The following is a 24,423-nucleotide window of genomic DNA, read 5'->3' on the forward strand; positions in this document are numbered from 1 at the left end:
GCCCGGCCACGGCGCGAGCGCGCACCCGTCGGGCCCGTACGGCGGCCCCCCGCCGAGCGCCCCGCAGCGGCCCCTCGGGCCGCCGCCGCCCCCGGCGCCACGCCGTCGCCGCCCGGACCGCTTCGTCGGGCTGGTCTGCCTCGGGCTCGTGCTCGCCCTCGTCGGCCTGGGCGTGGCCCTCGCCGAGCCGCTCGGCTTCCCCGGGGAGCCGGTCGTCCTCGGGATGTCGCTGGCCCTCGGTGGTGCCTCGCTCGTCGTGCTGACGCTCGGCGCTGCCGGTCGGGCGGCCGGCTTCAGCGGCCTGCTCGTCGTCGTCCTCGGCGTCCTCACAGCCGTCACGGCGCTGGGCTCGCACGTGCCGGGCGGGCGCGACGTCGGGGACCGGACCTGGTCCCCGACCGTCGCCACCGTGCCCGTGCGCTACGAGCTCGGCGCCGGCGACGCCACGCTCGACCTGCGCGGGCTCACACGGCTGCCGGAGGACCCCGCCGCCCCTCCGGCGGTCGACGTCAGCCTCGGGGTCGGGCAGCTGACCGTCGAGGTCCCCGCGGGTCTGGACGTGCGGGTGGAGAGCCACCTGCGCGCGGGGGACCTGCGGTACGAGACGCGGGACACCGACGGGCTGACCGTCGCGGTCGACGACCACTCCGGTACCCGGCTCACGCGCACCCACCGGGTCGGTGACGGCCCGCCGGAGCTCGTCGTGCGCACCGACGTCGGCCTCGGCGCCGTGACGATCATCGAGCAGGAGGGCTGACATGGGCACCGACGACACCACCCGTCCGCTGGGCAGCGACCCGGACGCCACCGACGCGCCGACCGAGGTCACCGCCGAGGCGCCGACCGCCGATGAGCCCGTCCCCGAGGCCACCGGGCCGGTCACCACCGCGGCAGCGCCCGCCCCCGCGGCGGCCGAGCAGCCACCGCCCCTCTACCGCTCCGGCCCGGCGCCGTTCGCCGTCGTGCTCGGGCTGCTCGGCCTCGTGACCGCCGCCTGGGTCCTGCTCGCCGAGACGACCGACCTCACCGTCCCGTGGGCCGACCTCGGGCCGTGGACGATCGTCGCCGCCGGCGTCCTCATCGTCCTCGTCGGGCTGCTCGGCATCCGCGGCAGCCGCCGCCCGGAGTGACCGCTGTCCGGGGAAGCGCCACCGGCGCCACGACGGCGGGCGGCGGGCGACGCGTCAGGCGCGGGCGCCGGCCCGTCGGTACTCGGTGAGCGTCGCCGCCACCGTCCGCGGCCAGGCCTGGCGTGGCGGGGTGCTGCGCACGTGCGCGCGCATCCGCTCCCGGGTCGCGGCGTCGCCGGCGAGCCGGGCCAGGGCCGGCGCCAGACCGGCGTCGTCGGCCAGGACGCCCTCGACGCCGTCCTCGATGACGTCGTCGACGCCCGTGCGCCGCGGCGCCAGCACGGGCAGCCCGGCCGCGCGGGCCTCGAGGGCCGCGATGCCGAAGGCCTCGAGCCGGGCGGCGGACAGGTAGAGGTCGGAGGCGTGGTGCAGCCGGCGCAGCCCCTCGCGGTCCAGCCGGCCGGGCAGCTCGACCCAGTCCATGCCACGGGCGCGCAGGTACGCCTCCATCGCCCGGCGCTGCGGCCCCGCCCCCGCCACGGTCGCCCGCAGCGGGATGGCCGGGTCGAGCCGCTCCCGGGCGTCGTGGAGGATGCCGAGCAGGACGAGCGGCCGCTTGCGGGACACCAGGCGGATCGCCGTCGCGACCCGCACCCCCTCGGACGGGGGGCGCTCACCCCGGTCCGCTGCCGGCGCCCACCACGCGGCGTCCACCCCGTTGTTGAGGACCGCGACCTCTCCGCCCCCGGCGACCGACCGGACCTGCTCGGCGGCCATCCGCGACACCGCGCTCAGGGCGACCCCGTCGCGCGACCACCGGCGCAGGTGGCCGGCGGCCTGCACGACCGGCTGCCACCGGCCGAGGAGACAGTGGACGGTCGCGGCGACGGGCAGCCCCGCCGAGCGTGCGGTGCGGACCATGTCCGTGGCGAACGGGCTGACGACCCCGACGTGCACGTGCGCCACGTCGAAGCCTCCCGCCCGCAGCCGCCGGCGCACCTCACGGGGCGCGAACGGGTTGACCGGCACGCCGTACGGCAGCGGGAGCGCCATCCGGTGCACGACGACGCCGTCCTCCTCGACGCTGCGCCGGCCGTGCCGTTCCCCCTCGGCCCCGGGCGTCGCGGTGAAGACCTCGACGCCGTGCCCGGCGCGGGCCAGCTCGTGGGCCAGGTCGTGGACCTGGCGCTCGATCCCGCCGAGCCGGGGCGGGTAGCAGTCCGACAGCAGGGCGACCTTCACGAGGCTCCACCCTGCCATGCGCGAGGATGGGCGGCGATGTCCCGCACGCTCGTGGCGCTCCGCGCCCACCCCGACGACGAGGTCCTGCCCACCGCAGGCCCGCTGGCCCCTGCCGCGGCGGAGGTCGCGCCGTGAGGGCCGGGCAGGTGGAGGTGCCGACCACGCGCCGCCAGCTGCTCCAGTTCGGGCTCGGGTCGGCGCTCGCGGTCGTCCTGCTCGTCTGGGGTCTGCCGCACTTCGCCCAGACCTCGTGGGGGGCGATCTGGCAGGTCATCCGGTCGGTGCCGTGGCACCACGCCGTCGGCTTCCAGGCGCTCATGCTGCTCGGGCTCTTCTGCTACACGTTCACCTTCACCGGGTCGCTGCGGGGGCTGACCCACACCAAGGCGCTCGTCGTCAACCTCTGCGGCTCCTCGGTCTCCAACCTGCTGCCGGGCGGCGGCGCGGTCGGGCTGGCCGCGACCTACGCCATCTGCCGCTCGTGGGGCTTCTCGCGGCGGGCGACGTCGACCTCGGCGATCGTCACGGGCGTCTGGAACGTCCTGGCCCGGATCGCCCTGCCGGTCGTCGCGATCGTCGTCCTCATCGTCGGCGGGGTGACCCTCCCGCGGGCGCTGACCAACCTCGCCGTCGCGGGGTCGCTCACCGGTCTGGGCATCCTCGCAGCGTTCGTCGCGGTGATGGTCAGCGAGCGGTCCGCGCAGTGGGTGGGCGCGGCCCTCGACCGCGTCGTCGGGCCCCTCGTCCGGCGCCGGCGCCCGCGCTCGACGATGACCGTCGAGGACCTCGTGCGCGACCTGCGGGCCCGGATCATCGACGTCGTCCGGTGGCGCTGGTGGTCGATGACCCTGGGGATGGTCGGCTTCTTCGGCGCGTACTACGTCCTCTTCGTCCTCGTCATGCGCGAGACCGGCGTCGCGATGCCCCTGAACCTGCTCTTCGCCGCGTACGCGATCGGGCGGCTGCTCACGGCCGTCGGGATCACCCCGGGGGGTGCCGGCGTCACCGAGACCGCGACGACGGTCGTGCTCGTCGGGTGGGGCGCCGACCCGGCCGCGGCGACCGCGGCCGTCGTGCTGTTCTCGTTCGTCACCCACCTCATGGAGGTGCCCCTCGGTGGCCTCGGCTGGCTGCTGTGGTCGCTCAGCCCGAAGGTCGGCCCGCCGGTGGAGGGCGAGGAACCGCTCTTCCCCGCCGGGAGCACCGGCGTCGTCGCTCCCGAGGGCCAGGGCCCCCACCCTCGCTGACCCCGCGGGCCGCTCAGCCGGCGAGGAACGCCGCCACCGCGCCGTGCAGGGCCGCGAGGTCCTCGACGTGGACCAGCTCGCGGGCCGAGTGCATCGACAGCAGCCCGACGCCGACGTCGACCGTCGGGATGCCGAGCCGGGTCGCCGCGAGCGGCCCGATGGTGGAGCCGCCGGGCACCGTGTTGGGGTTGACGTACGGCTGGTGGGGCACCCCCGCGCGGGCGCACGCGGCGGCGAACAGCGCCTCGCCCCGGGCGTCGGTCATGTACCGCTGGTTGGCGTTGACCTTGAGCAGCGGCCCGCCGCCCGGGCGCGGCCGGTTCGTCGGGTCGTGCCGGTCCGGGTGCCCGGGGTGGACGAGGTGGCCCGCGTCGCTGGAGAGCAGCCACGACGCCCGCAGCGCGCTGGCGGCCTGCGAGCGCGTCGCCCCGAACCCCTCCTGGGTGCGCGCGATGACCTCCTCGAGGAAGGGCCCGGCGGCACCGGTCGGTGTGCCCGAGCCGACCTCCTCGTGGTCGAAGGCGGCGAGCACCGGCATGTGCGGGGTGTCCTGCGGGGCGGCGAGCAGCCCGTGCAGGCCGGCGTGGACGCTCGTGAGGTTGTCCATCCGGGCCGAGGCCAGGAGCGAGCCGTCGGCACCGAGCCGGGCCGGTGCCTGGGTGTCGGCGAGGAAGAGATCGGCGGCCACGGCATCACCGAGCTCGGCCCGCAGCCAGTGGCGGGCGTCGTCGGGGTCGGGGCCGCCGGCGACCCCGACGACCGGCAGGAGGTGGCGCTGACGGTCCGGTGCGAAACCCTCGTTGACCCCGCGGTCGAGGTGGATGGCCAGGTGCGGGATGCGCGCGAGCGGGCCGGTGCGCACGAGCCGCGTGGTGCCGTCCGCGAGCACGACCCGGCCGGCGAGCGCCAGGTCGCGGTCGAACCACGACGGCAGCACCGGCCCGCCGTAGACCTCGACGTTGAGCTGCTCCCAGCCGTGGGCCCGCACGACGGGGTTCGGCTTGAGCCGGAAGCCCGGTGAGTCGGTGTGCGCCCCGAGGACCCGGAAGGGCGTGTCGGGGCCCGCCCCCTGCGGTACCCGCCAGGCGATGACCGCCCCGTCGCGCACGACGACGTAGCTGCCCGGGCCGGCCGGCCAGGCGCCGACGTCCTCGAGCGCGGTGAACCCCGCCGCGACGAGCCGGTCACGGGCGGCCGCGGCTGCGTGGAAGGAGGTCGGGGACTGCGTGACGTAGTGCGCGAGCCCCGCGGCGACGCCGTCGGGGTCGAGGCTGCCGTCGGGGTGGCTGTCGGGGCTGCTCGGGTCGCTCACGCCGGCATCCTCTCAGCCCCCCGCCGCGGGCTCCCCGCCGGATCCCGCATGCCGCCGCCGGGCGTCAGCGCGCGCGCAGCAGCCGGCGCACCTGGCGCTCGCGTGCCTGCGTCGCCAGCGGGTCCGCGAGCTGGGCCGGCTCGAAGGGCCGCCCGGTGGCCTGCTCGGCCGCGACGGCGATGAGCGCGTCGGACACCATGGGGTTGGCCGGGAGCAGCGGTCCGTGCAGGTAGCTGCCGATGACGTTCGCGGTGCGCGCCCCCTCGGTGCCGTCCTCACCGTTGTTGCCGTGCCCGGCGAGCACCCGCCCGAACGGCTGCTGGCCCGGCCCGAGCACCGTGGAGCCGGAGTGGTTCTCGTAGCCGACCACCCGCCCGAGGTCGGTCTCGAGGCAGACCGGCCCGATCATCCGCTTGTCGTTGCCGCGGGTCGTGACCTCGAGGATGCTGAGCCCGGGCAGCACCTGGCCGGTCACCGTGTGGAAGGAGTCGCCGAAGAGCTGGTACATGCCGCAGATGACGAGCATGGGGACGCCGTCCCGGGCCATCGCCTTCAGGCTCGGCCCGATCGCCTCGAGGTCGGCCTCGACCCGGGCCTGCCCGGAGTCCTGGCCGCCGCCGCCGAGGACGAGGTGGGCGTCGGCGCGGAACGGGTCACCGGGGTCGTGGAGCACCACCTCGACGGAGTAGCCGTGCCGGCGGATGCGGCTGGCGAGCGCGTGCGTGTTGCCGCGGTCGCCGTAGATGCTCATCTCGCGCGGGTAGAGGTGGACGAGGGTGAGCGTGCCCTTGCTCGGGCCGTCGGGGGTGAGGACCTGGCTGCTCATGCGGGTGCCTCCTCACCGAAGTGCGCCAGCCCGTACCGCGCGGCGAGCGTGCGCCGCAGGGCCATCATCGCCGTGTAGGTGCAAAAGACCCGCTTCGGCTCCTCGGGGTGGGCGGCGACGAACGCGTCGAGGGCCTCCTCGAGGTCGGGCACGACCCGCTCGGTCGCGACGTCGTCGTAGTGCAGCCGCAGCGCCATGTCGTAGGCCCGCACCCCGCTCGTCAGCGCCACGCCGCGCTCGCGCAGCGAGGCGAAGGAGACGTCGTAGAGCCACGAGACGTCGCGCCCGTCGGCGTCGTTGTCGTTGATCGCGACCATCGTCGCCACCGGGCTCGCGCCGTACGTGCTCAGGGCCACGCCGAAGCCCGCGGGGTTCTTCACGAGGACCAGCTCGAGCGGCTGCCCGTCGACGACGACGACCTCGCCGCGGCCGAACGGCGGCCGCACGGCGGCCAGCGCCCGTGCACAGCGGTCCGCGTCGAACGCGTCGCCGAGCAGCAGCCGGGCGGTCGTCGTGGCCGCGGTCGCGTTGATCATCGCGGCCAGCCCGCGCTGCTGGAGGGTCACCGGCCCGACGGTCACGTCGTCGAAGACGACGTCGAAGGCCCGCTCGTCGCGGGGGCGCAGCCGCGCGTCGCCCGGCCCGGCCTCGCGGGCGGCGAGGTCGTCCTCGAAGCGGGCGTCGTGCTCGGTGAGCTCGGGCAGCCGGTCGGCGATCGAGGCGTCCAGCCCGAACCAGCGCACCGGGACCGACAGCGCGTCGGCGGCCCGCGCGATGAACGGGTCGTCGGCGTTCGCGACCACGCCCTGGGTGCTCGCGGCGCCGAGCCGGGCCAGGAGGTCGGCGGTGTGGTCGATCTCGGCGAACCGGTCGAGCTGGTCGCGCGCGACGTTGAGCAGCAGCGCGTGCGTCGGTGCGACCTGCTCGATGAAGCGCATCGCGTGCGCCTCGTCGAGCTCGACGACGACCATGTCGCTGCGCAGCCGGCCGCTGAGGGGCAGCTGCGGAAGCATCTCGGAGAGCACCCCGCGGGTGAAGTTCGAGCCCGTCGGGTTCGTCACGACACTGCGGCCGTGGGCGCGCAGGAGGGCGACGAGCATCTTCGTCGTCGTCGTCTTCCCGTTGGTCCCGCTGACGACGACGATGCCGCCGCGCACCTCGGCGAGGGCGCGGCCCAGGATGCGCGGGTCGAGGCGCTCGGCGACCAGGCCCGGGAAGGCCGACCCGCCGCCGCGGCGGCGGGCCAGCGCCCGGGCGGTCTTGCCCGCCACGACGGCGGCGGCCGTTCTCAGCACGGGTCAACCCTAGCCAGGCGTGGGGGCCGGGCGGGCACCCCGCTGGTCACGAGGGCAGGTGCGCGTCGAGCCAGGCGAGCACGTCGGCCGTGACCTCGTCGCGGTTGGTCTCGTTGAACAGCTCGTGGCGGGCCTGCGGGTAGATCGTGCACGTGACGTCGGTGAGCCCGGCGTTGCGGTACTGCTGGCCGACCTCGCGCGGCCCCCTCCCCCCGTGGCCGGCGGGGTCCTCGGCACCGCCGACGAGGAGGACGGGCAGGTCCGCGCGCACCCGCGCCACGCGCTCGGGGTCGTTGACGCCCGCCACCCCGCCGAGCAGGTCGACGAAGAACCGGGAGGTGGACGTCGTCCCGCACAGAGGGTCGGCGACGTAGGCGTCGACCTCGGACTCCTCGCGCGAGAGCCAGTCGAAGTCGGTGCGGGCGGGCCGGAACGCCGCGTTGTACTGCCCGAAGACGAGCCGGTCCAGCAGGGCGCTGCGGTGCCGTCCACCGCGCAGCCGGGCCTCGGCGGCCGCGATGCCCCGCCCGACCCGCCCGGCCGGCCCGGGGTTGCCGACGGTCCCCGAGAGCACGAGCCCGGCGAGCCCACTGGAGTCCTCGATGACGTAGGCGCGGGAGAGCTCGCTGCCCATGCTGTGCCCGAGGAGGAAGAGCGGCGCCTCGGGGTGCTCCGCGGCCGCGGTGGCGGTGACCGCCCGCAGGTCGGCCACGGTGGAGGCCCAGCCGTCGGCGTCCGCGAAGTGCCCGAGGGTCTCCTCGGTGGCCGTGCGGCCGTGGCCGCGCAGGTCGGCGGCGTAGACGGCGTAGCCGCCGGCGACGAGCGCCTCCGCGAGCCGTGCGTACCGGCCGGAGTGCTCGGCCATGCCGTGGACGACGACGACGACCCCCGTGGGCGCGCCGTCGGGCAGCCAGCAGCGGGTGAACATCCGGGTCCCGTCCTGTGCGGTCACCGTCGTCGTCGAGCTCTCCATGGTCCATCCTCGGGTTACCGGCGGGTAGTCGGTGACAGCCTGCCACGGCGCCGGCGGCCGGGAGCCGGGACCCGCCATCGGGCGCCGTGGCCGAGAACACACAGGCGGCGGTCAGCAGGACCGGGGAGGATGCCCGCATGGCGACACGACACGGCACGATGAGCACCGAGCGCCCGGAGCGCTATGCCAAGCAGCTGGCCGGCCACTGGGCCCGGCGCGGCAGCACGGCGCAGGAGGAGGGGGCCACCGTCATCCGGTTCGACACCGGCCAGCGGGTCGTCCTGCGTCCCGGTGAGGGGGTGCTCGACGTCGAGGCATCGGTGCCCGCCGACGGCGACGCCGACCGGTTCGCCGAGGTGGTCGCCGACCACCTCGAGCGGTTCGGCCAGCGCGACGAGCTGCACGTGGTGTGGGACGCCTGAGCCGCTCGGCGGCGGCCCGCCGCGCGCGCCGACGCGGCGCTCACCGCCGCCGCGCGCTCACTCCCACTCGATGGTGCCGGGTGGCTTGCTCGTGACGTCGAGGACGACCCGGTTGACCTCGCGCACCTCGTTGGTGATCCGGGTGGAGATCCGCGCGAGCACCTCGTAGGGGACGCGCGTCCAGTCGGCGGTCATCGCGTCCTCGGAGGAGACCGGGCGCAGGACCACCGGATGGCCGTAGGTGCGCCCGTCGCCCTGGACCCCCACCGAGCGCACGTCGGCGAGCAGGACGACCGGGCACTGCCAGATCTCCCGGTCCAGGCCGGCCGCGGACAGCTCCTCCCGGGCGACCCGGTCGGCGGCGCGCAGGACCTCGAGGCGCTCGCGGGTGACCTCGCCGACGATCCGGATGCCGAGCCCGGGGCCCGGGAAGGGCTGGCGCCACACGATGCCCTCGGGGACGCCGAGCTCGAGGCCGACCTGGCGCACCTCGTCCTTGAACAGCAGCCGCAGCGGCTCGACGAGGGTGAACTGCAGGTCCTCGGGCAGCCCGCCGACGTTGTGGTGGCTCTTGATGTTCGCCGCCCCCGAGCCGCCCCCGGACTCGACGACGTCGGGGTAGAGCGTGCCCTGGACGAGGAACTCCACCGGGTGGTCGCCGGCGCTCGCGTGCTCGCCGACGATGTCACGGGCCGCCTGCTCGAAGACCCGGATGAACTCGCGCCCGATGATCTTGCGCTTCTCCTCGGGGTCGCTCACCCCGGCGAGCGCGCGCAGGAAGCGCTCGGAGGCGTCGACCGTCACCAGGTCCACCCCGGTCGCGGCGACGAAGTCGCGTTCGACCTGCTCGGCCTCACCGGCCCGCAGCAGCCCGTGGTCGACGAACACGCAGGTCAGCTGGTCTCCGACGGCGCGCTGGACGAGGGCGGCCGCGACCGAGGAGTCGACCCCGCCGGAGAGCCCGCAGATCGCGCGGCGGTCCCCGATCTGCTCGCGCACCGCCGCGACGAGCTCGTCGACGACGTTGGCGGCGGTCCACTCTCCCGTGAGGCCCGCCCCCCTGGCGAGGAAGTTCTCCAGGACCCGCTGGCCGAACGTCGAGTGCATGACCTCCGGGTGCCACTGGACGCCGTAGAGCCGGCGCTCGTCGTCCTCGAAGCCCGCGACCGGGGCGCCGGCGGTGGTCGCCGTCACCCGCATCCCCGCGGGGGCCTCCTCGACGGAGTCGCCGTGGCTCATCCACACCGACTGCTCGGTGGGCTGCCCGCGAAAGAGGGTGGAGTCGGTGTCGAGCACCGTCGCCGGCGTGGCGCCGAACTCCGAGAGCCCGGTCCGGGCGACGCTGCCGCCGAGCGCGAGGGCCATCGCCTGGAACCCGTAGCACATGCCGAAGACGGGGACCCCGGCCTGGAGGAGCGCGGGGTCCAGCCGGGGGGCACCCTCCTCGTAGACCGACGAGGGCCCGCCGGAGAGGATGACCGCCGAGGGGTCCTTGGCGAGCAGCTCCTCGGTGGGCATCGTGTGGGGCACGACCTCGCTGAAGCAGCTGGCCTCACGGACCCGGCGGGCGATGAGCTGGGCGTACTGGGCGCCGAAGTCGACGACGAGGACGGGCCGCTCGGCGAGCCGGATCGGGTCGCCGCCCTCGGCCACGGCGTGGGAGGGGTCGACGGGCGAGGGGTCGGCCGGCAGCTCGGGGGCGTCGCTCACGCGGCCCAGGCTATCGGCGCGCGCCCTGCGGGTCGGCGCCGGTGACCGCGGCGAGTGCGGCCCGCACCTCCCGGGCCACCCGGCGCTCGACCCAGAAGGAGAGGAACGGCACGCACCCGGCGAGCATCACCAGGACCATCCGCGGCAGCGACCAGCCGACCTTGAAGCCGAGCACGGCGGTCGCGACGAGGTAGACCATGTAGATGAACCCGTGCGGCTGCGGCCACCAGGACAGCGGGTTGTCCGCGCCCTTGAGGCCGGCGCCGTAGGAGAGGACCATCTCGGCGACGAGGACGAGCAGGCCGACGCCGACGACGAAGGCCATGACGGTGAAGAAGGTCAGGCGGGGCCGGACGGCGTCGACGTCCTGGGGCGCGATGACCGTGCCGGAGCCCGCCCGGGCGCGGGTGTCAGGAGTGCTCACGCACCCCATTGTCGCCCGCGGGCGCCGGCGTGCCCGCGCCGGCCCGCCGGTGCTCCTCGCGGACCATGCGCCACCACAGCCAGAGGGCGAAGAGCGCGAAGACCCACCACTGGACGGCGTAGGCCGCGTTGCGCCAGTTCAGCCCGGTCGGCGCGAGGGGGGTCGGGACCCTCGTCAGCCCGGCGCCCGTGGCCGGGGACTCCTCCTGGAGGAAGAGGAAGGCGTTGTACAGCGCTCCGGGCCAGGTGTTGACGAGCACCGAGGTGTCGACCGACCCGATCTGCCCCGCGACACCGGGGTCGTCGGTCGGCGACTCGGGGGGTGCCAGGCCGCCCTCGACGGTGAGGGTCCCGGACGGCGGGGTCCCGGCCTGCGCGGGGTCGGTGACGAACGCCCGCAGCACCGGCAGCGTCGCCCCCGTGCGCTCCACGACGAAGGGGGTGAGGACCCAGAAGCCGGTGCGCCCCTCGAGGCGCCGCTGCGGGACGAGCAGCTGGCCCTCGGTGTAGTGGCCGGTGGCGGAGACCGAGCGGGAGGAGAGCTCCCCGGGGAAGTCGGTGTGCGGCGTCAGCACCTCGGTCAGGGCGACCGTGGGGGCGCGCAGGGCGGAGTCCACGGCCTCCTCCCGGGCCGAGCCCTGGGCGACGCCGAGCTGCCAGCGGCCGAGCTGGACGAAGACCACGCCGACGACGAGGACGAGGACGAGCAGCCCGAGGTACCTCGGGGTCAGGGCCGTCCGCAGCACGTCGACGAGGCTACGCGACGGCCCTGGAGGGGTCGGGGCGCGCTCCGAGGGCGAGGCGGCGCGCGAGTGGGGAGGGGCACCGGACGCGGCGCGAAACCCGTTCGCGGCGTGCCGGTCCCGCGGCTTAGCGTAGGGGCATCATGCCGAAGCGACCCCCGTGGCAGTACGGCGTGCAGCCCGAGGACCTCGCTCCGGCCGACGCGGACCGGCTCCTCGTGTGGCTCGCACGCCGCCAGTGGCGTTCCCTCCTCGCGGGCGCGTGCTTCGGGATCCCGTGGATGCTCTCGGTCGCGCTCGTCCCGGCCGTCGTCGGCCGGGCGGTCGACGACGGCATCGTCGCCCACGACGCCCGGGCCCTCGTGCTGTGGTCGCTTGCGGTCCTCGGGCTCGCCGGCCTCTCGGCGAGCGCCGGCAACGGCCGGCACTGGTTCGCGGTGAAGAACTGGCTCGTGTCCGCCTTCCGCTCCGGGGTCGTCGCCGACCGGGCGGTCCGGCGCGCCGGCCCCGCGCTGACCCGCTCGATGCCGGCCGGCGAGGTGCTCGCGAGCTTCACGAGCGACTTCGGCCGGATGGGCCACACCTTCGACGTCTTCGCCCGGTTCATCGGCGCGGTCGTGTCGTTCGTCGTCGTCGCCGTCATCCTCCTGCGCGGCTCGGTGCTCCTCGGCCTCGTCATGCTCCTCGGTGGCCCGCTGCTCGTCGCCTCGCTCGCGTTCGTCATGCGGCCCCTCCAGCGCCGCCAGAGCGCCCAGCGCGAGGAGGCCGGCCGTCTCACGGCGCTCGGGGCGGACACCGTGTCCGGGCTGCGGGTGCTGCGCGGCATCGGCGGCGAGGAGTCCTTCCTCACGCGCTACCGGGCCCAGTCGCAGACCGTGCGCCGGGCAGGCATCCGGGTCGCCGGCACCCAGGCCACCCTCGACTCGGCCCAGGTGCTTCTCCCGGGCGTGTTCGTCCTCGTCGTCACCGGCGTCGGGGCACACCTGGCCGTCGCGGGCGAGATCTCCCCCGGCCAGCTCGTCGCGTACTACGGGTACACCGCCTTCCTCACCATCCCGCTGCAGACCGCCGTCGAGATGGCCGACAAGCTCATCACGACCCGGGTCGCGGCCCGGCGGGTCGCCCGGATCCTCGCCACCGAGCCGGACCACCCCGACCGTCCCGCCGGCGCCACCGGCACCGCCGGGCCGTTGCCGGAGGGGGTGCTCACCGACCCCACCTCCGGGGTGCGGGTGGAGCCGGGGGTGCTCACCGCCCTCGTCAGTGCCCGCCCCGAGGAGACCGCGGCCGTCGCCGCCCGGCTCGGGCGCACCGTCGGCGGTCGGCACGGCGTCACCTGGGGGGCCACCCCGCTGGACGAGCTGCCCGTCGCGGTCGTGCGCTCGCACATCCTCGTCTCGGAGGCCGACCCCCGGCTGTTCAGCGGGCCGCTGCGCCGCGAGCTCGGCGGCACCGACGACGGGCACCGCCGGGCGGCGCTCGAGGTGGCCGACGCCGCCGACGCGCTCGCCGCCCTCGACGAGGGGCTCGACGGCGAGCTCGAGGAGCGCGGGCGGTCGCTCTCGGGGGGGCAGCGCCAGCGTCTCGCCCTGGCCCGCGCCCTGCTGCGCGACCCCGCGGTGCTCGTCCTCGTCGAGCCGACGAGCGCCGTCGACGCGCACACCGAGGCGCGGGTCGCCGAGCGGCTCGCGGAGCACCGCAAGGGCCGCACCACGGTGGTCGTCACCGCCAGCCCGCTGCTCCTGGACCGGGCCGACGTCGTCCACCTCGTGCAGGACGGGCGGGTCGTCGCGACCGGGTCCCACCGCGAGCTGAGCCGCACGGTGAGCGCCTACCGCGCCGTCGTCGTCCGCGGGGAGGAGGGCTGATGTCGCCGCTGCGCGAACCCACCGACCACGCCCGCCGCACGCTGCCCATCGCCTCCGGCGCCGTCGTGCGCCGGCACGTCGGGGTGCTGCTGCGCGACCACCGGCGCGCCCTGCTGTGGGTCCTCCTGTGGCATCTGCTGGCCGCCGTCGCGGGGCTCGCCGGCCCCTGGGTCATCGGGCAGGTCGTCGGCGCGGTGACCACCGGCGCGGCCACCGTGACGAGCATCGACGCGCTCGTCGGCCTGCTCGCCGCGGCCCTGGCCGCCGAGACCGCGACGACCTGGGTGGCCCGGCGCAGCTCGCTCGTGCTCTCCGAGGAGGTGTTCGCCCGCCTGCGTGAGGACTTCGTCGGCTCGGCCGTCCGGCTGCCGCTGTCCACCGTGGAGCGGGCCGGCACCGGCGACCTGCTCGCCCGCACGACCAACGACGTCGACGCGATCAGCTACGTCATCCGCTTCGGCATCCCCACCGTCGTCGTGTCGGTGACGACCGTCCTCGTCACCGGCGTCGCGACCGTCGTCGCCTCCCCGCTCGCCGCCCTGCCGCTGCTGCTCACGCCGCTGGTCTGGGTCCTGCCGACCCGGCGCTACCTGCGCCTCGCCGGCCCCGGCTACCTGTGGGAGCACGCGACCTACGCGCGGCTCAACGGCGTGGCCGCCGAGACCGTCGAGGGCGCCGCCACGGTGGACGCCCTCGGGCTGCAGGGCGAGCGCGGCGACCGGTTCGCCGAGGCGCTGCGCGAGAGCCACGACGCCGAGCGCTACACGGTGGGGCTGCGCCTGCGGTGGTTCCCGTGGCTCGAGCTCGGCTTCTTCGCCCCGGTCGCGGGAGCGCTGCTCTGGGGTGGCTGGCTCGCCTGGGAGGGGGTCGTGCCGGTCGCCACCGCCACCGCCGTCGTCCTCTACGTCCAGCGGCTGCTCGACCCGCTCGGCGAGCTCGTCGGCCTGCTCGACGAGATCCAGTTCGCCGCGACCTCGATGTCGCGCATCCTCGGCGTCGCCGAGGTCCCCGCCGACCGCGTCGCCACCGGCGCCGTCCCGAGCGGCGACCGGCTCGAGGTCGACTCGGTCCGGTACGCCTACCGGGAGGGCCAGGACGTCCTCCACGGCGTCTCCCTCGACCTGCGACCCGGCGAGCGGCTCGCAGTCGTCGGGCCCTCCGGGGCGGGCAAGTCGACGCTCGGGCGGCTCATGGCCGGCGTCGACGGGCCACGGACCGGCCGGATCACCGTCGGCGGGGTCCCCCTGGTCGACCTCGAGCTCGACGAGCTGCGCGGGCAGGTCGCGCTCGTGACCCAGGAGCACCACGTCTTCGTCGGCACCCTCGCGGACAACCTGCGCCTGCCCCGTCCGCAGGCGAGCGAGGACCAGCTGCGCGAGGCCCTCGACGCCGTGGACGCCCTCGACTGGGCCCTGCGCCTGCCGCAGGGGCTCGCGACCCGGGTCGGCTCCGGTGGGCACCGGCTCACCGAGGCCCAGGCCCAGCAGGTGGCGCTCGCCCGGCTCGTCCTCGCCGACCCGCACACCCTCGTGCTCGACGAGGCCACCTCACTGCTCGACCCGCGCGCGGCGCGTCACCTCGAGCGCTCGCTCGCGGCGGTGCTCACCGGGCGGACGGTCGTCGCGATCGCGCACCGCCTGCACACCGCGCACGACGCCGACCGGGTCGCCGTCGTCGCCGACGGCCGGGTGCGCGAGCTCGGGCCGCACGAGGAGCTCATCGCCGCGGACGGTGACTACGCCGCGCTGTGGCGGTCCTGGCGCGACGAGGGCTGACCCTCGCCGTCCGCTCGGCCCCGGCGCCGCTGGCGCAGCCGGCGGACCGCGAGCACCCCGAGCAGGAGCACGCCGAGCACCACGACCCCGCGGCTCACCGGGGAGACGTACTCCTGCACCACCTCGTAGTCCTCCCCGAGGCGGTACCCGAGGGCGATGAAGGCGGCGTTCCACAGGCCGCTGCCGAGCGCGGTGAGCGCGAGGAAGCGCGGCACGGGCATCCGGTCCATCCCCGCCGGGACGGACACGACCGAGCGCACGAACGGGACGAAGCGCCCGAGGAGCACGACGACCGACCCGTGCCGGTCGAAGAACCCGAAACCCCGCTCGAGGTCGCGCTGGCCGAAGAGGACGAACCACGGCCGGCCCGCGAGGGCGTACAGCCGCTCGTAGCTCAGCGCGGCCCCGACCCAGTACAGGACGGCCGCCCCGAGGAGCGAGCCGGCGGTCGCGCACGCCCACACGAGCGGGAGGCTGAGCCGGCCCTGGGCCGCGGCGAAGCCGGCGAACGGGAGGATGACCTCCGAGGGGATGGGGGGCAGCACCGTCTCGAGCGCGATGAGCGCCCCCACCCCGGCCTCACCGAGGGACTCGACGACGTCGACGACGGGGTCGGCGATGCTCTCCATCGCACCGACGGTACGTGACGCCCGCCGGCGACCGCTCGCCGCGCGCGCCGGTCGCGCTGCCCGCGGGCCGAGGCCCCCGCTACGGCAGCCCGACGGCCCGCATCGCCCGCAGGGCCCCGGTGAGGGCCCGGGCGTACCCGGCGCCGCGCAGCCCGGGCAGGTCGGCGATGTTGACGAGCCGCTGCACGGTGACGTTCTGGCTCTCGGTGTACTTCAGCAGGCCCTCGCGCCCGTGCCGGCGCCCGAGGCCGGAGGCCTTCATCCCGCCCATCGGGGAGCCGACGCTCCCCCACGCCGCCGCGTAGCCCTCGTTGACGTTGACGGTGCCGGCCTGCACCCGGGCGGCGAACCGTCGCCCGCGGCGGACGTCGCGGGTCCACACCGAGGCGTTGAGCCCGTACTCGGTGTCGTTGGCCAGGGCGACGGCCGCGTCGTCGTCCTGGACCCGGTAGAGCGCGACGAGCGGCCCGAAGGTCTCCTCGTCGCGGCACGCCATCGCCGAGGTGACGCCGGTGAGCAGCGTGGGCTCGAGGACGTACGGCCCGATGTCCGGGCGGGCCCGGCCACCGGCGAGGACGCTCGCACCCTTGGCCACGGCGTCCTCGAGGTGGGCCAGCACCCGGGCGAGCTGGGCCGGCCCGACGAGGCTGCCCATGTCGGCATCCCAGTGCAGGCCGGTCGAGAGCCGCATCCGGCCCATGGCGTCGACGAGCCGGGCGAGGAGCTCGTCGGCGACCCGCTCGTGGACGATGAGCCGCTCCGCACTCACGCACAGCTGGCCCGCCGAGCTGAAGCACGCGTGGAGGACCCCCGGGACCGCCCGGCGCAGGTCGGCGTCGTCGGCGACGTAGACGGCGTTCTTCCCGCCGAGCTCGAGGCTGGCGCCGACGAGCCGGCGCCCCGCGCTCGCCGCGACGCTGCGCCCGGTGGCCGTGGAGCCGGTGAAGCACACGTAGTCGGCGCGCTCGACGACCGCGGCCCCGGTCTCGGCCCCCCCGAGGACGACCTGGACGAGGTCCTCGGGGAAGCCGGCCTCGACGAGCAGCGCGAGCGCGTGCAGCGCGGTGAGCGTGCCCTGGGGGTCGGGGCGCAGGAGGACGGCGTTGCCCGCGAGCAGCGCCGGCAGGGCGTCGGTCACCGACAGGGTCAGCGGGTAGTTCCACGGCGAGACGACGCCGACGACGCCCTTGGGACGGTGGTGCTCGGTGCTGCGGGTGAGCAGCGGCAGGGCGCCGAGGTGGCGCCGGTCGGCGAGCAGCGCGGGCCCGCGGCGCGCGTAGTGCCGGCAGACGACCGCGACGTCGGCGACCTCCTCGAAGGCCTGCGCGCGGGTCTTGCCGGACTCGAGCTGGACGATGTCGAGCAGCTCGCTGCGCCGGTCGAGGACGAGGTCGTGCAGGGCGAGCAGGAGACGGGCCCGCTCGGCGACCGGCCTGGCCGCCCACGCCCGCTGGGCCGCCCGCGCCCGGTCGAGGGCGACGGCGACGTCGGCCGGGGTCGAGGTGGGCAGCGTGGCCAGGGGCGCTCCCGTCATCGGCGTGCGGGTGGTCATCGGCTCGCCGGAGGCGAGCACCCGGCTCGTCAGCGCCCGGACCGAGGCCGGGTCGAGCACGTACGTCGCGTGCGGGTCGGTCTCCGGGTCGGCGATGACATCGGCCATCTCCGCAGGGTAGCCACCGCCACGCCCGGCGGCGAGCGTCAGCTGCGCTGGTAGGGGGCGACGACGACCTCGACCCGCTGGAACTCCTTGAGGTCGACGTAGCCGGTCGTCGCCATCGCCCGGCGCAGCGCACCGACGAGGTTGGTCGTCCCGTCCGCGACGCGGCTCGGGCCGAAGAGCACCTCCTCGAGGGGCGCGACCGCGCCCACCTGCACGCGATGCCCCCGGGGCAGCTCGCTGTGGTGGGCCTCCGGGCCCCAGTGGAAGCCGCGCCCGGGCGCGTCGGTGGCCCGGGCGAGCGCCGCGCCGAGCATCACCGCGTCGGCGCCGCAGGCGAGCGCCTTGACGACGTCGCCGCTCGTGCCGACCCCGCCGTCGGCGATGACGTGGACGTAGCGGCCGCCGGACTCGTCGAGGTAGTCGCGCCGGGCGGCGGCGACGTCGGCGATCGCCGAGGCCATCGGGGCGTGGATGCCCAGGGTGACGCGGGTGGTGTGCGCGGCCCCACCGCCGAAGCCGACGAGCACCCCCGCGGCGCCGGTGCGCATCAGGTGCAGCGCGGCCGAGTACGACGCCGCGCCGCCGACGACGACGGGGACGTCGAGCTCGTAGATGAAGCGCTTGAGGTTCAGCGGCTCGGCCCGGCCGGAGACGTGCTCGGCGGAGACGGTCGTGCCACGGATGACGAAGAGGTCGACCCCGGCGTCGACCACGGTCTTCCACAGCTGCTGCGTGCGCTGCGGGGTCAGCGCGCCGGCGACGGTGACCCCCGCGCTGCGGATCTCCCGCAGCCGCTCGGTGACGAGCTCGGGCTGGATCTCGGCCCGGTAGATCTCCTGCATCCGCGAGGTGGCCAGGGCGGGGTCGAGCGTGGCGATCTCGGCCAACAGCGGCGTGGGGTCCTCGTAACGGGTCCACAGGCCCTCGAGGTCGAGCACCGGCAGCCCGCCGTGGCGGCCGAACGCGATGGCCGACTCGGGCGACATCACCGAGTCCATGGGGGCGGCGATGACCGGCAGCTCGAAGTGGTAGGCGTCGATCTGCCAGCCGGTGGACACCTCCTGCGGGTCCCGGGTCCGGCGCGAGGGCACGACGGCGATGTCGTCGAAGGAGTAGGCGCGCCGCCCGCGCTTGCCACGACCGATCTCGATCTCGCTCACCCCGGCAGCCTACCGACGGCGGGTCCTCCGTTCGGCCCCCGCCTACCGCTGCGGGAATCGTCGGGCACCGAAAGTGGTTGCGCGGTTGTCACCGCCTTCCGGCACACTCGTCCCCGGCACCGTCGCCACCCACCGCTGCCGGGTTGCCGCGCCCTCCCGTCCGGCGCGCTCCCATCCACGACCACCGACATGGAGCCCACGTGTCCGTAGCACCACCCGCCCCCGCGGCGCCCCCGGAGTACCCCGAGAAGATCGACGCCGCCGTGCTCAAGATCGCCGGGGTCGTCGTCCTCGGGGCCATCATGTCCATCCTCGACATCACCGTCGTCAACGTCGCGCTGCGCACCCTCCAGGAGGACTTCGCGACCGACGGCGTCCCGCTCGACTACTCCACCGTGGCGTGGACGGTCACCGGCTACACCCTCGCCCTGGCCACGGTCATCCCGCTCACCGGGTGGGCCGCCGACCGCTTCGGCACCAAGCGCCTCTACATGCTCGCCGTCTCGCTGTTCACCCTGGGCTCGGTGCTCTGCGCCACCGCCGGCAGCATCGAGACCCTCGTCGCCTACCGGGTCCTGCAGGGTCTCGGCGGCGGCATGCTCATGCCGCTCGGCATGACGATCATGACCCGGGCCGCGGGCCCGAAGCGGATGGGCCGGCTCATGGCCGTCCTCGGCATCCCCATGCTCCTCGGCCCGATCTTCGGCCCCATCCTCGGCGGCTGGCTCATCGACCACTTCAGCTGGCACTGGATCTTCCTGATCAACCTGCCGATCGGCATCCTCGCCCTCGGCTACGCGTTCTTCGCGCTGCCGGCCGACCGTCCGACGCCGAGCGAGACCCTCGACTGGCGCGGCGTGCTGCTCATGAGCCCGGGCCTGGCGCTCTTCCTCTACGGCGTCTCCTCGATCCCCGGTGAGGGCGGCATCGGCCACACCAAGGTGCTCCTGCCGGGCCTCGTCGGGCTCGTGCTCATCGTCGCGTTCGTGGCCTACAGCTTCCGCCCGCAGCACCCGCTGCTCGACTTCCGGCTCTTCCGCAACCGCAACCTCACCGTCGCCGTCATCACGATGTTCATCTTCGCGGCGTCCTTCTTCGGTGGCCTGCTGCTCATCCCGCAGTTCCTCCAGCAGGTCCAGGGTGAGACCCCGCTCGCGGCCGGCTGGCTCGTCGCGCCCCAGGGCCTCGGCGCCATGGTGACGATGCCGATCGCCGGCGCCCTCGTCGACCGCTTCCCCGTGGGCCGGATCGTGCCGTTCGGGCTGCTGCTCATCACCGGCGGCATGTACGCCCTGACCCAGATCGAGGCCGACTCCTCGCACTGGGGCTTCCTCATCCCGGTGCTGTTCGTCATGGGCCTCGGGATGGGCGCGACGATGATGCCGATCATGACCTCGGCGCTGAAGACGCTCACCCACCACGAGGTCGCCCGGGGCACGACCCTGCTCAACATCACCCAGCAGATCGCCAGCTCGGTCGGCGTCGCGACCTTCTCGGTGCTGCTCACCAACGCCTTCAAGGACCGCCCGCTCGTCGGGCAGAGCGCGCAGTTCTTCGAGACGGCGCAGACCGAGGGTGCCGACGCCGCCCAGGCGCTCCTGGCGAAGCTGCCGCTCGTCGGCCAGTTCCTCACCGAGCAGGGCGGCAACACCGAGGCGCTCGCCGCCCGGGTGGCCGAGCTGTCGGCGCAGGCCTACGCGCACACCTTCTGGTTCGCCGCCGGCCTCGTCACGCTCACCCTCGTCTCCGCGGCCTTCCTGCCGCGCCAGCACGAGGAGTCCCACCTGCTCGACGACGAGGACGGCGACGAGGTGGCGCCCCCGGCGATGCTCCACTGAGGCCCCCGCCGTGCCCGATGCCGGTCCCCGCAGCCGCGGGGGCCGGCATCGGCCATGCTGGGGGGATGCGAGCCGGTACCCACAACGCGATCACCGACGTCGAGGGTGTCCGCGTCGGCCACGCGACCCGGGAGGAGCCGGGATGGCTCACCGGCGTGACCGTCGTCGTCCCGCCGCTCGGCACGGTCGGGGGCGTGGACGTCCGCGGCGGCGGCCCCGGCACCCGGGAGACCGACCTGCTCGACCCGGCCAACGGGGTCGACGCCGTCGACGCCGTCGTGCTCGCCGGCGGCAGCGCCTTCGGGCTCGCGGCCGCCGACGGGGTCGCCGTGGCGGCGTGGGAGGACGGGCGTGGCTGGCCGGTCGGGGCGGGGCCCGAGGAGCGGGTCCCCATCGTCCCGGCGGCCATCGTCTTCGACCTCGGCCGGGGCGGGTCCTGGCGGCACCATCCCGGCCCGGCCGACGGCGCCGCCGCCTACCGGGCGGCCTCGTCCGGCCCGGTGGCGATGGGCGCCCTCGGCGCGGCGACCGGTGCCCGTGCCGGAGGGCTGCGTGGGGGCGTCGGCAGTGCCTCGGTCGTCCTGGACTCCGGCACGACGCTCGGTGCGCTCGTCGTCGTCAACGCCGTGGGCTCGCCCGTCGCGCCCGACGGCTCGCTGCTCGCGGCCGCGTGGGGCCTGCCCGGGGAGCTCGACGGGCTGCCGCCCGCGGCGCCGGGGCGGGTCGAGGCCTACCTGGCCGGGCGCCGGGCGGAGGCCGAGGCCCTGCGGGCCGGCACCGCGACGACCCTCGCCGTCGTCGCGACCGACGCCACGCTGACCAAGGCGGGCTGCCGGCGGCTCGCGACCGTCTCGCACGACGGCATGGCCCGCGCCCTCTCCCCCGTGCACACCGCCTTCGACGGCGACACCGTCTTCTCGCTCGCGACCGGGGCCGGGCCCGTGCCCGAGGGGCTCGACCTCGTCGACCTCCACGACGCCGCGGCCCGCTGCGTCACCCGGGCCGTGGGCCGGGCGCTCGCGGCCGCGACCTCGGTGGACCGTTCCGCCGACGGCGGGCTCGTGGCGCCCTCGTGGCGTGCGGCCCTCACCGCGGGCTGAACGTCGCCGCGCCGTCAACCCAGCCGGCGGGCGAGCAGACCGGCGAGCCGGTCCATCTGCTGCACGTGCGCCCAGTCCCCGTCGGTCTGGACCACCGCCGGGCCCTCGCCCACGGTGATGATGGCCACGGCGTACCCCCCGACGATGCCCATCTGCCGGGTCTCCGAGGTCGAGGTGAGCCAGCCGCCCTTGAAGGCGCTCGCCCCGATCCGTCCCAGCCCCCAGCGGTGCTGCGGGATGGGCTGCATCTGGGCGAGCAGCCAGGCGCTCGCCGCCGGGCTGACGACCTGCCCGTTGGCCAGGGCCGCCATGAAGCGCACCTGCTCGCGCGGGCTCCACCACATCGTCCCCTGGGACAGGTCGGGGGCGACGGTCGTCACGTCGCCGACCGAACGCAGCACCGCGGTGATGGCGGCGCCGGGGCTGCCCGGGATGCGCCCGCGGACGGCGACGACGGCGTCCCCGTCGCTGCGGGTGAGCGCGGCCTGGATCCAGGCGCGCTCGGTGTCGGGGATGCGCGCCGGGTCGCCGTCGACGACGGTGTCGAGGTAGGCGGCGACGACGAGGACCTTCGAGGTCGACCACGCCTGGTAGCGCGAGACCGAGCCCTCGAGCGAGACGGCCGAGGGGTTGGCCAGCGGCGCCCAGACGATCTGGTTGCGGGTGTCGCCCTCGAGGCTCGTCAGCTCCCCGTCGCCGGCGTCCGGCACCACGGTGTCGACCGGCGCGGGGGCCTCCTTCGCCACGCTCGGCGCGGGCTCCTCGCTCGGCACGGGCACCGCGCTCACGAGGTCCTCGGCACCCGCACCCACCCGCGGCGAGGGCGTGGGGGCCGTCCGGGGCGCGCCCGAGGCCGGGCCCGACGGCTCGCTGGGGCTCGGGGCGACCGGCACGCCCGTGCTCCCGCACCCTCCGGCCAGGGCGGCCAGGAGCAGGGGAAACAGCAGGAGGAGGCGACGCACGGCCGAAACCCTACGTGGCGCGGGCCCTGCACACGAGCCGCGCGGGTCAGCCCTTGGTCGAGTAGTTGGGCGCCTCGACGATGCCCGTGACGTCGTGCGGGTGCGACTCGCGCAGGCCGGCGGTGGTGATCCGGATGAACCGGCCGCGCTGCTTGAGCTCCGGGACCGTGCGCGAGCCGACGTAGAACATCGACTGGTGCAGGCCGCCGACGAGCTGGTGGACGACCGCACCGACCGGGCCCCGGTAGGCGACCTGCCCCTCGATGCCCTCGGGGACGATCTTGTCGTCCGAGGTGACGTCGGCCTGGAAGTAGCGGTCCTTGCTGTAGGACTTCTTGCCCCGCGAGGACATCGCCCCGAGCGAGCCCATCCCCCGGTAGGCCTTGAACTGCTTGCCGTTGATGAAGACCAGCTCCCCGGGGGACTCCTCGCACCCGGCGAGCAGCGAGCCGACCATGACGGTGTCGGCGCCGGCCACGAGCGCCTTGGCGATGTCACCGGAGTACTGCAGCCCGCCGTCCCCGATGAGGGGCACCCCCGCCGGTGCAGTCGCGAGGGAGGCGTGGTGGATGGCGGTGACCTGCGGGACCCCGACACCGGCGACGACGCGCGTCGTGCAGATCGAGCCCGGCCCGACCCCCACCTTGACGGCGTCGACCCCCGCGTCGACGAGAGCCTGAGCACCGGCGCGGGTCGCGACGTTGCCGCCGATGACCTGGACGTGCCGCAGCGCCGGGTCCTGCTTGAGCCGCCGGACCATCTCGAGCAGCGCCCGGGCGTGCCCGTGGGCGGTGTCGACGACGAGGACGTCGACCCCGGCGTCGACGAGGGTCGCGGCTCGCTGCCACGCCTCGCCGAAGTACCCGACGGCGGCACCGACGAGCAGCCGGCCGTCGGCGTCCTTGCTGGCCTGCGGGAACTGCTCGGACTTCACGAAGTCCTTGACGGTGATCAGCCCGCGCAGCCGGCCCTCGTCGTCGACGATGGGCAGGCGCTCGCGCTTGTGCTGGCGCAGCAACCGGGTCGCCTCGTCGTGCGAGATGCCGACGTGCCCGGTGATCAGCGGCATCGGGGTCATCACCTCGCGCACGAGGGTCTCGCCCCACTCGGCGACCGGCGTGAAGCGCAGGTCGCGGTTGGTGACGATGCCGAGCAGGTGCTCCCCGGCGTCGACGACCGGCAGGCCCGAGACCCGGTAGCGCCCGCAGCGCTCGTCGAGCTCTTCGAGGGTGGCGTCCGGGCCGATGGTCACCGGGTTGGAGATCATCCCGGTCTGGGTCCGCTTGACGAGGTCGACCTGGTAGGCCTGGTCCTCCACCGAGAGGTTGCGGTGGAGGATGCCGAGTCCTCCGTGGCGGGCCATGGCGATCGCCATCCGGGCCTCGGTGACGGTGTCCATCGCCGCCGACACCAGCGGCACCCGCAGCGAGATCTCGCGGGTCAGCCGGGTGGTCGTGTCGACCTCGCTCGGGATGACGTCGGTCTCGCCCGGCTGGAGGAGCACGTCGTCGTAGGTCAGGCCCAGCTCGGCGAACGGCTCGGTGGGCACCGGCTGCGCCGAGGTGGCCGGCACGAGCGGGCGGTCGGCGGGGACGGCCGGCTCCGGGTGGTCGGTCGTGGCGCGGGTCTCGTCGAGTCCGAGGCTCATTGCCCGAGTCTACGACCTCGCGGAGCGACCCGCGGACCCATCCGCGGGCGCGCGCGGAGGACACCGCCGGGCGGGCGGCGACCTTTGACCAAAGCCTTACCCGGCGCTTGCCCACCGTTAGCGAAGCGCCACATACGGTGATTTTCCAGTGCCGCCGAGGGGGCGGCACGTCGTGTGGAGGTACGCCATGGCCGAGATCACCCGGCTCCCGGGTCCCGTCGCCGACCTGTGGGACTGGCAGCTCGACGGCGCCTGTCGCCGGGTCGGGCCCGAGGTGTTCTTCCACCCCGAGGGCGAGCGGGGCAGCAAGCGTCACCGGCGGGCCTCGGCCGCCAAGGAGATCTGCCTCGGCTGCCCGGTCCTGGCCCAGTGCCGCGAGCACGCCCTGGCGGTGCGTGAGCCGTACGGCGTCTGGGGCGGGCTCACCGAGGACGAGCGGGAGAGCGTGTACTCCCGCGACCGCCACATCGCGTCCTGACGGGCGCACACCGACCCCTCTTCCGGCCCCACCCGGGAGAGC

21 protein-coding genes and 1 pseudogene are annotated in these 24,423 nt (G+C 75.4%); 9 read left to right on the forward strand and 13 right to left on the reverse strand.

Annotated elements, in window-relative coordinates; translation table 11 throughout:
• Positions 1-757 (forward strand): annotated as a pseudogene (locus tag G8D98_RS13725) (cell wall-active antibiotics response protein); the annotation flags it as partial.
• Position 758: 1 nt separating this feature from the next.
• Positions 759-1,130 (forward strand): tetraspanin family protein, encoded by a 372-nt coding sequence (locus G8D98_RS13730; RefSeq protein ID WP_166104505.1) that lies wholly within the window; start codon positions 759-761, stop codon positions 1,128-1,130.
• Positions 1,131-1,184: 54 nt separating this feature from the next.
• On the opposite strand, the gene G8D98_RS13735 is transcribed toward G8D98_RS13730, so the two are convergent.
• A complete protein-coding gene (locus tag G8D98_RS13735) occupies positions 1,185-2,312 on the reverse strand; it encodes a glycosyltransferase family 4 protein (protein WP_240920869.1) in 1,128 nt (375 codons plus the stop codon).
• Positions 2,313-2,458: 146 nt separating this feature from the next.
• Here G8D98_RS13735 and G8D98_RS13740 point away from each other — a divergent pair, with 146 nt between their 5' ends.
• On the forward strand, positions 2,459-3,559 hold the full coding sequence (locus G8D98_RS13740) for a lysylphosphatidylglycerol synthase transmembrane domain-containing protein (RefSeq protein ID WP_229661851.1): 1,101 nt from the start codon (positions 2,459-2,461) through the stop codon (positions 3,557-3,559).
• Positions 3,560-3,572: 13 nt separating this feature from the next.
• Here the strand turns inward: G8D98_RS13740 and G8D98_RS13745 are convergent, their stop codons facing one another.
• The 4 genes from G8D98_RS13745 to G8D98_RS13760 all read right to left on the reverse strand — a co-directional run bounded on the left by G8D98_RS13745 (position 3,573) and on the right by G8D98_RS13760 (position 7,965).
• Positions 3,573-4,871 (reverse strand): M18 family aminopeptidase, encoded by a 1,299-nt coding sequence (locus G8D98_RS13745; RefSeq protein ID WP_166104514.1) that lies wholly within the window; start codon positions 4,869-4,871, stop codon positions 3,573-3,575.
• A gap of 64 nt (positions 4,872-4,935) precedes the next feature.
• Positions 4,936-5,697 (reverse strand): type 1 glutamine amidotransferase, encoded by a 762-nt coding sequence (locus G8D98_RS13750; RefSeq protein ID WP_166104516.1) that lies wholly within the window; start codon positions 5,695-5,697, stop codon positions 4,936-4,938.
• Positions 5,694-6,992 (reverse strand): Mur ligase family protein, encoded by a 1,299-nt coding sequence (locus G8D98_RS13755; protein ID WP_166104519.1) that lies wholly within the window; start codon positions 6,990-6,992, stop codon positions 5,694-5,696. Before G8D98_RS13755 ends, G8D98_RS13750 begins: the two co-directional genes overlap by 4 nt.
• A 46-nt stretch (positions 6,993-7,038) precedes the next feature.
• Positions 7,039-7,965 carry an alpha/beta hydrolase gene (locus G8D98_RS13760; protein WP_166104522.1) on the reverse strand — a complete coding sequence of 309 codons (927 nt, stop codon included), beginning with the start codon at positions 7,963-7,965 and terminating at the stop codon, positions 7,039-7,041.
• 137 nt (positions 7,966-8,102) lie between these two features.
• Between G8D98_RS13760 and G8D98_RS13765 the strand changes: the two genes are divergently transcribed.
• Entirely contained in the window at positions 8,103-8,387 is a 285-nt protein-coding gene (locus G8D98_RS13765; RefSeq protein ID WP_166104525.1) for a DUF2218 domain-containing protein, read from the forward strand.
• A 57-nt stretch (positions 8,388-8,444) separates the two neighbouring features.
• Here the strand turns inward: G8D98_RS13765 and guaA are convergent, their stop codons facing one another.
• The 3 genes from guaA to G8D98_RS13780 form a co-directional block, all read right to left on the reverse strand.
• Positions 8,445-10,040, reverse strand: coding sequence for a glutamine-hydrolyzing GMP synthase (gene guaA, locus G8D98_RS13770; RefSeq protein WP_275944352.1), 1,596 nt, complete (start codon positions 10,038-10,040; stop codon positions 8,445-8,447).
• A 67-nt stretch (positions 10,041-10,107) separates the two neighbouring features.
• On the reverse strand, positions 10,108-10,521 hold the full coding sequence (locus G8D98_RS13775) for a DUF3817 domain-containing protein (RefSeq protein WP_373868498.1): 414 nt from the start codon (positions 10,519-10,521) through the stop codon (positions 10,108-10,110).
• Entirely contained in the window at positions 10,508-11,266 is a 759-nt protein-coding gene (locus G8D98_RS13780; RefSeq protein ID WP_166104532.1) for an SURF1 family protein, read from the reverse strand. Before G8D98_RS13780 ends, G8D98_RS13775 begins: the two co-directional genes overlap by 14 nt.
• A gap of 140 nt (positions 11,267-11,406) precedes the next feature.
• On the opposite strand from G8D98_RS13780, the gene G8D98_RS13785 reads away from it, so the two are divergent.
• Both G8D98_RS13785 and G8D98_RS13790 read left to right on the forward strand, forming a co-directional pair.
• A complete protein-coding gene (locus tag G8D98_RS13785; RefSeq protein ID WP_166104535.1) occupies positions 11,407-13,131 on the forward strand; it encodes an ABC transporter transmembrane domain-containing protein in 1,725 nt (574 codons plus the stop codon).
• Positions 13,131-14,906 carry an ABC transporter ATP-binding protein gene (locus G8D98_RS13790; RefSeq protein WP_166104538.1) on the forward strand — a complete coding sequence of 592 codons (1,776 nt, stop codon included), beginning with the start codon at positions 13,131-13,133 and terminating at the stop codon, positions 14,904-14,906. Before G8D98_RS13785 ends, G8D98_RS13790 begins: the two co-directional genes overlap by 1 nt.
• Here G8D98_RS13790 and G8D98_RS13795 read toward each other — a convergent pair.
• From G8D98_RS13795 to G8D98_RS13805, 3 genes are all read right to left on the reverse strand, one after another.
• Positions 14,867-15,535 (reverse strand): DedA family protein, encoded by a 669-nt coding sequence (locus tag G8D98_RS13795; protein WP_166104541.1) that lies wholly within the window; start codon positions 15,533-15,535, stop codon positions 14,867-14,869. The two genes, G8D98_RS13790 and G8D98_RS13795, sit on opposite strands and share 40 nt — an antisense overlap.
• A 79-nt stretch (positions 15,536-15,614) precedes the next feature.
• The gene (locus G8D98_RS13800; RefSeq protein WP_166104543.1) at positions 15,615-17,195 is read right to left on the reverse strand and encodes a succinic semialdehyde dehydrogenase; all 1,581 of its coding nucleotides are present in this window, start codon (positions 17,193-17,195) and stop codon (positions 15,615-15,617) included.
• A gap of 38 nt (positions 17,196-17,233) precedes the next feature.
• On the reverse strand, positions 17,234-18,355 hold the full coding sequence (locus G8D98_RS13805; protein ID WP_166104546.1) for a GuaB3 family IMP dehydrogenase-related protein: 1,122 nt from the start codon (positions 18,353-18,355) through the stop codon (positions 17,234-17,236).
• A gap of 200 nt (positions 18,356-18,555) precedes the next feature.
• On the opposite strand from G8D98_RS13805, the gene G8D98_RS13810 reads away from it, so the two are divergent.
• Entirely contained in the window at positions 18,556-20,193 is a 1,638-nt protein-coding gene (locus tag G8D98_RS13810) for a DHA2 family efflux MFS transporter permease subunit (RefSeq protein ID WP_166104549.1), read from the forward strand.
• A gap of 65 nt (positions 20,194-20,258) precedes the next feature.
• A complete protein-coding gene (locus G8D98_RS13815) occupies positions 20,259-21,293 on the forward strand; it encodes a P1 family peptidase (RefSeq protein WP_166104552.1) in 1,035 nt (344 codons plus the stop codon).
• Positions 21,294-21,307: 14 nt separating this feature from the next.
• On the opposite strand, the gene G8D98_RS13820 is transcribed toward G8D98_RS13815, so the two are convergent.
• The gene (locus tag G8D98_RS13820) at positions 21,308-22,255 is read right to left on the reverse strand and encodes a serine hydrolase (protein WP_166104554.1); all 948 of its coding nucleotides are present in this window, start codon (positions 22,253-22,255) and stop codon (positions 21,308-21,310) included.
• A gap of 46 nt (positions 22,256-22,301) precedes the next feature.
• A complete protein-coding gene (gene guaB / locus G8D98_RS13825) occupies positions 22,302-23,903 on the reverse strand; it encodes an IMP dehydrogenase (RefSeq protein ID WP_166104557.1) in 1,602 nt (533 codons plus the stop codon).
• A 187-nt stretch (positions 23,904-24,090) separates the two neighbouring features.
• On the opposite strand from guaB, the gene G8D98_RS13830 reads away from it, so the two are divergent.
• Entirely contained in the window at positions 24,091-24,381 is a 291-nt protein-coding gene (locus G8D98_RS13830; RefSeq protein ID WP_166104561.1) for a WhiB family transcriptional regulator, read from the forward strand.
• The last annotated feature ends 42 nt before the right edge of the window (positions 24,382-24,423 follow it).

Source organism: Phycicoccus endophyticus, assembly GCF_011326735.1.
In the GTDB taxonomy this organism is placed as follows: domain Bacteria; phylum Actinomycetota; class Actinomycetes; order Actinomycetales; family Dermatophilaceae; genus Phycicoccus; species Phycicoccus endophyticus.

Bases quoted from the DNA above. Each gene is read 5' to 3' on its own strand.
- G8D98_RS13815 (WP_166104552.1), top strand. From the start codon at position 20,259: ATGCGAGCCGGTACCCACAACGCGATCACCGACGTCGAGGGTGTCCGC.
- G8D98_RS13800 (WP_166104543.1), bottom strand. From the start codon at position 17,195: ATGGCCGATGTCATCGCCGACCCGGAGACCGACCCGCACGCGACGTAC.
- G8D98_RS13730 (WP_166104505.1), top strand. From the start codon at position 759: ATGGGCACCGACGACACCACCCGTCCGCTGGGCAGCGACCCGGACGCC.
- G8D98_RS13760 (WP_166104522.1), bottom strand. From the start codon at position 7,965: ATGGAGAGCTCGACGACGACGGTGACCGCACAGGACGGGACCCGGATG.
- guaB (WP_166104557.1), bottom strand. From the start codon at position 23,903: ATGAGCCTCGGACTCGACGAGACCCGCGCCACGACCGACCACCCGGAG.
- G8D98_RS13795 (WP_166104541.1), bottom strand. From the start codon at position 15,535: ATGGAGAGCATCGCCGACCCCGTCGTCGACGTCGTCGAGTCCCTCGGT.
- G8D98_RS13785 (WP_166104535.1), top strand. From the start codon at position 11,407: ATGCCGAAGCGACCCCCGTGGCAGTACGGCGTGCAGCCCGAGGACCTC.
- G8D98_RS13790 (WP_166104538.1), top strand. From the start codon at position 13,131: ATGTCGCCGCTGCGCGAACCCACCGACCACGCCCGCCGCACGCTGCCC.
- G8D98_RS13765 (WP_166104525.1), top strand. From the start codon at position 8,103: ATGGCGACACGACACGGCACGATGAGCACCGAGCGCCCGGAGCGCTAT.
- G8D98_RS13750 (WP_166104516.1), bottom strand. From the start codon at position 5,697: ATGAGCAGCCAGGTCCTCACCCCCGACGGCCCGAGCAAGGGCACGCTC.
- G8D98_RS13830 (WP_166104561.1), top strand. From the start codon at position 24,091: ATGGCCGAGATCACCCGGCTCCCGGGTCCCGTCGCCGACCTGTGGGAC.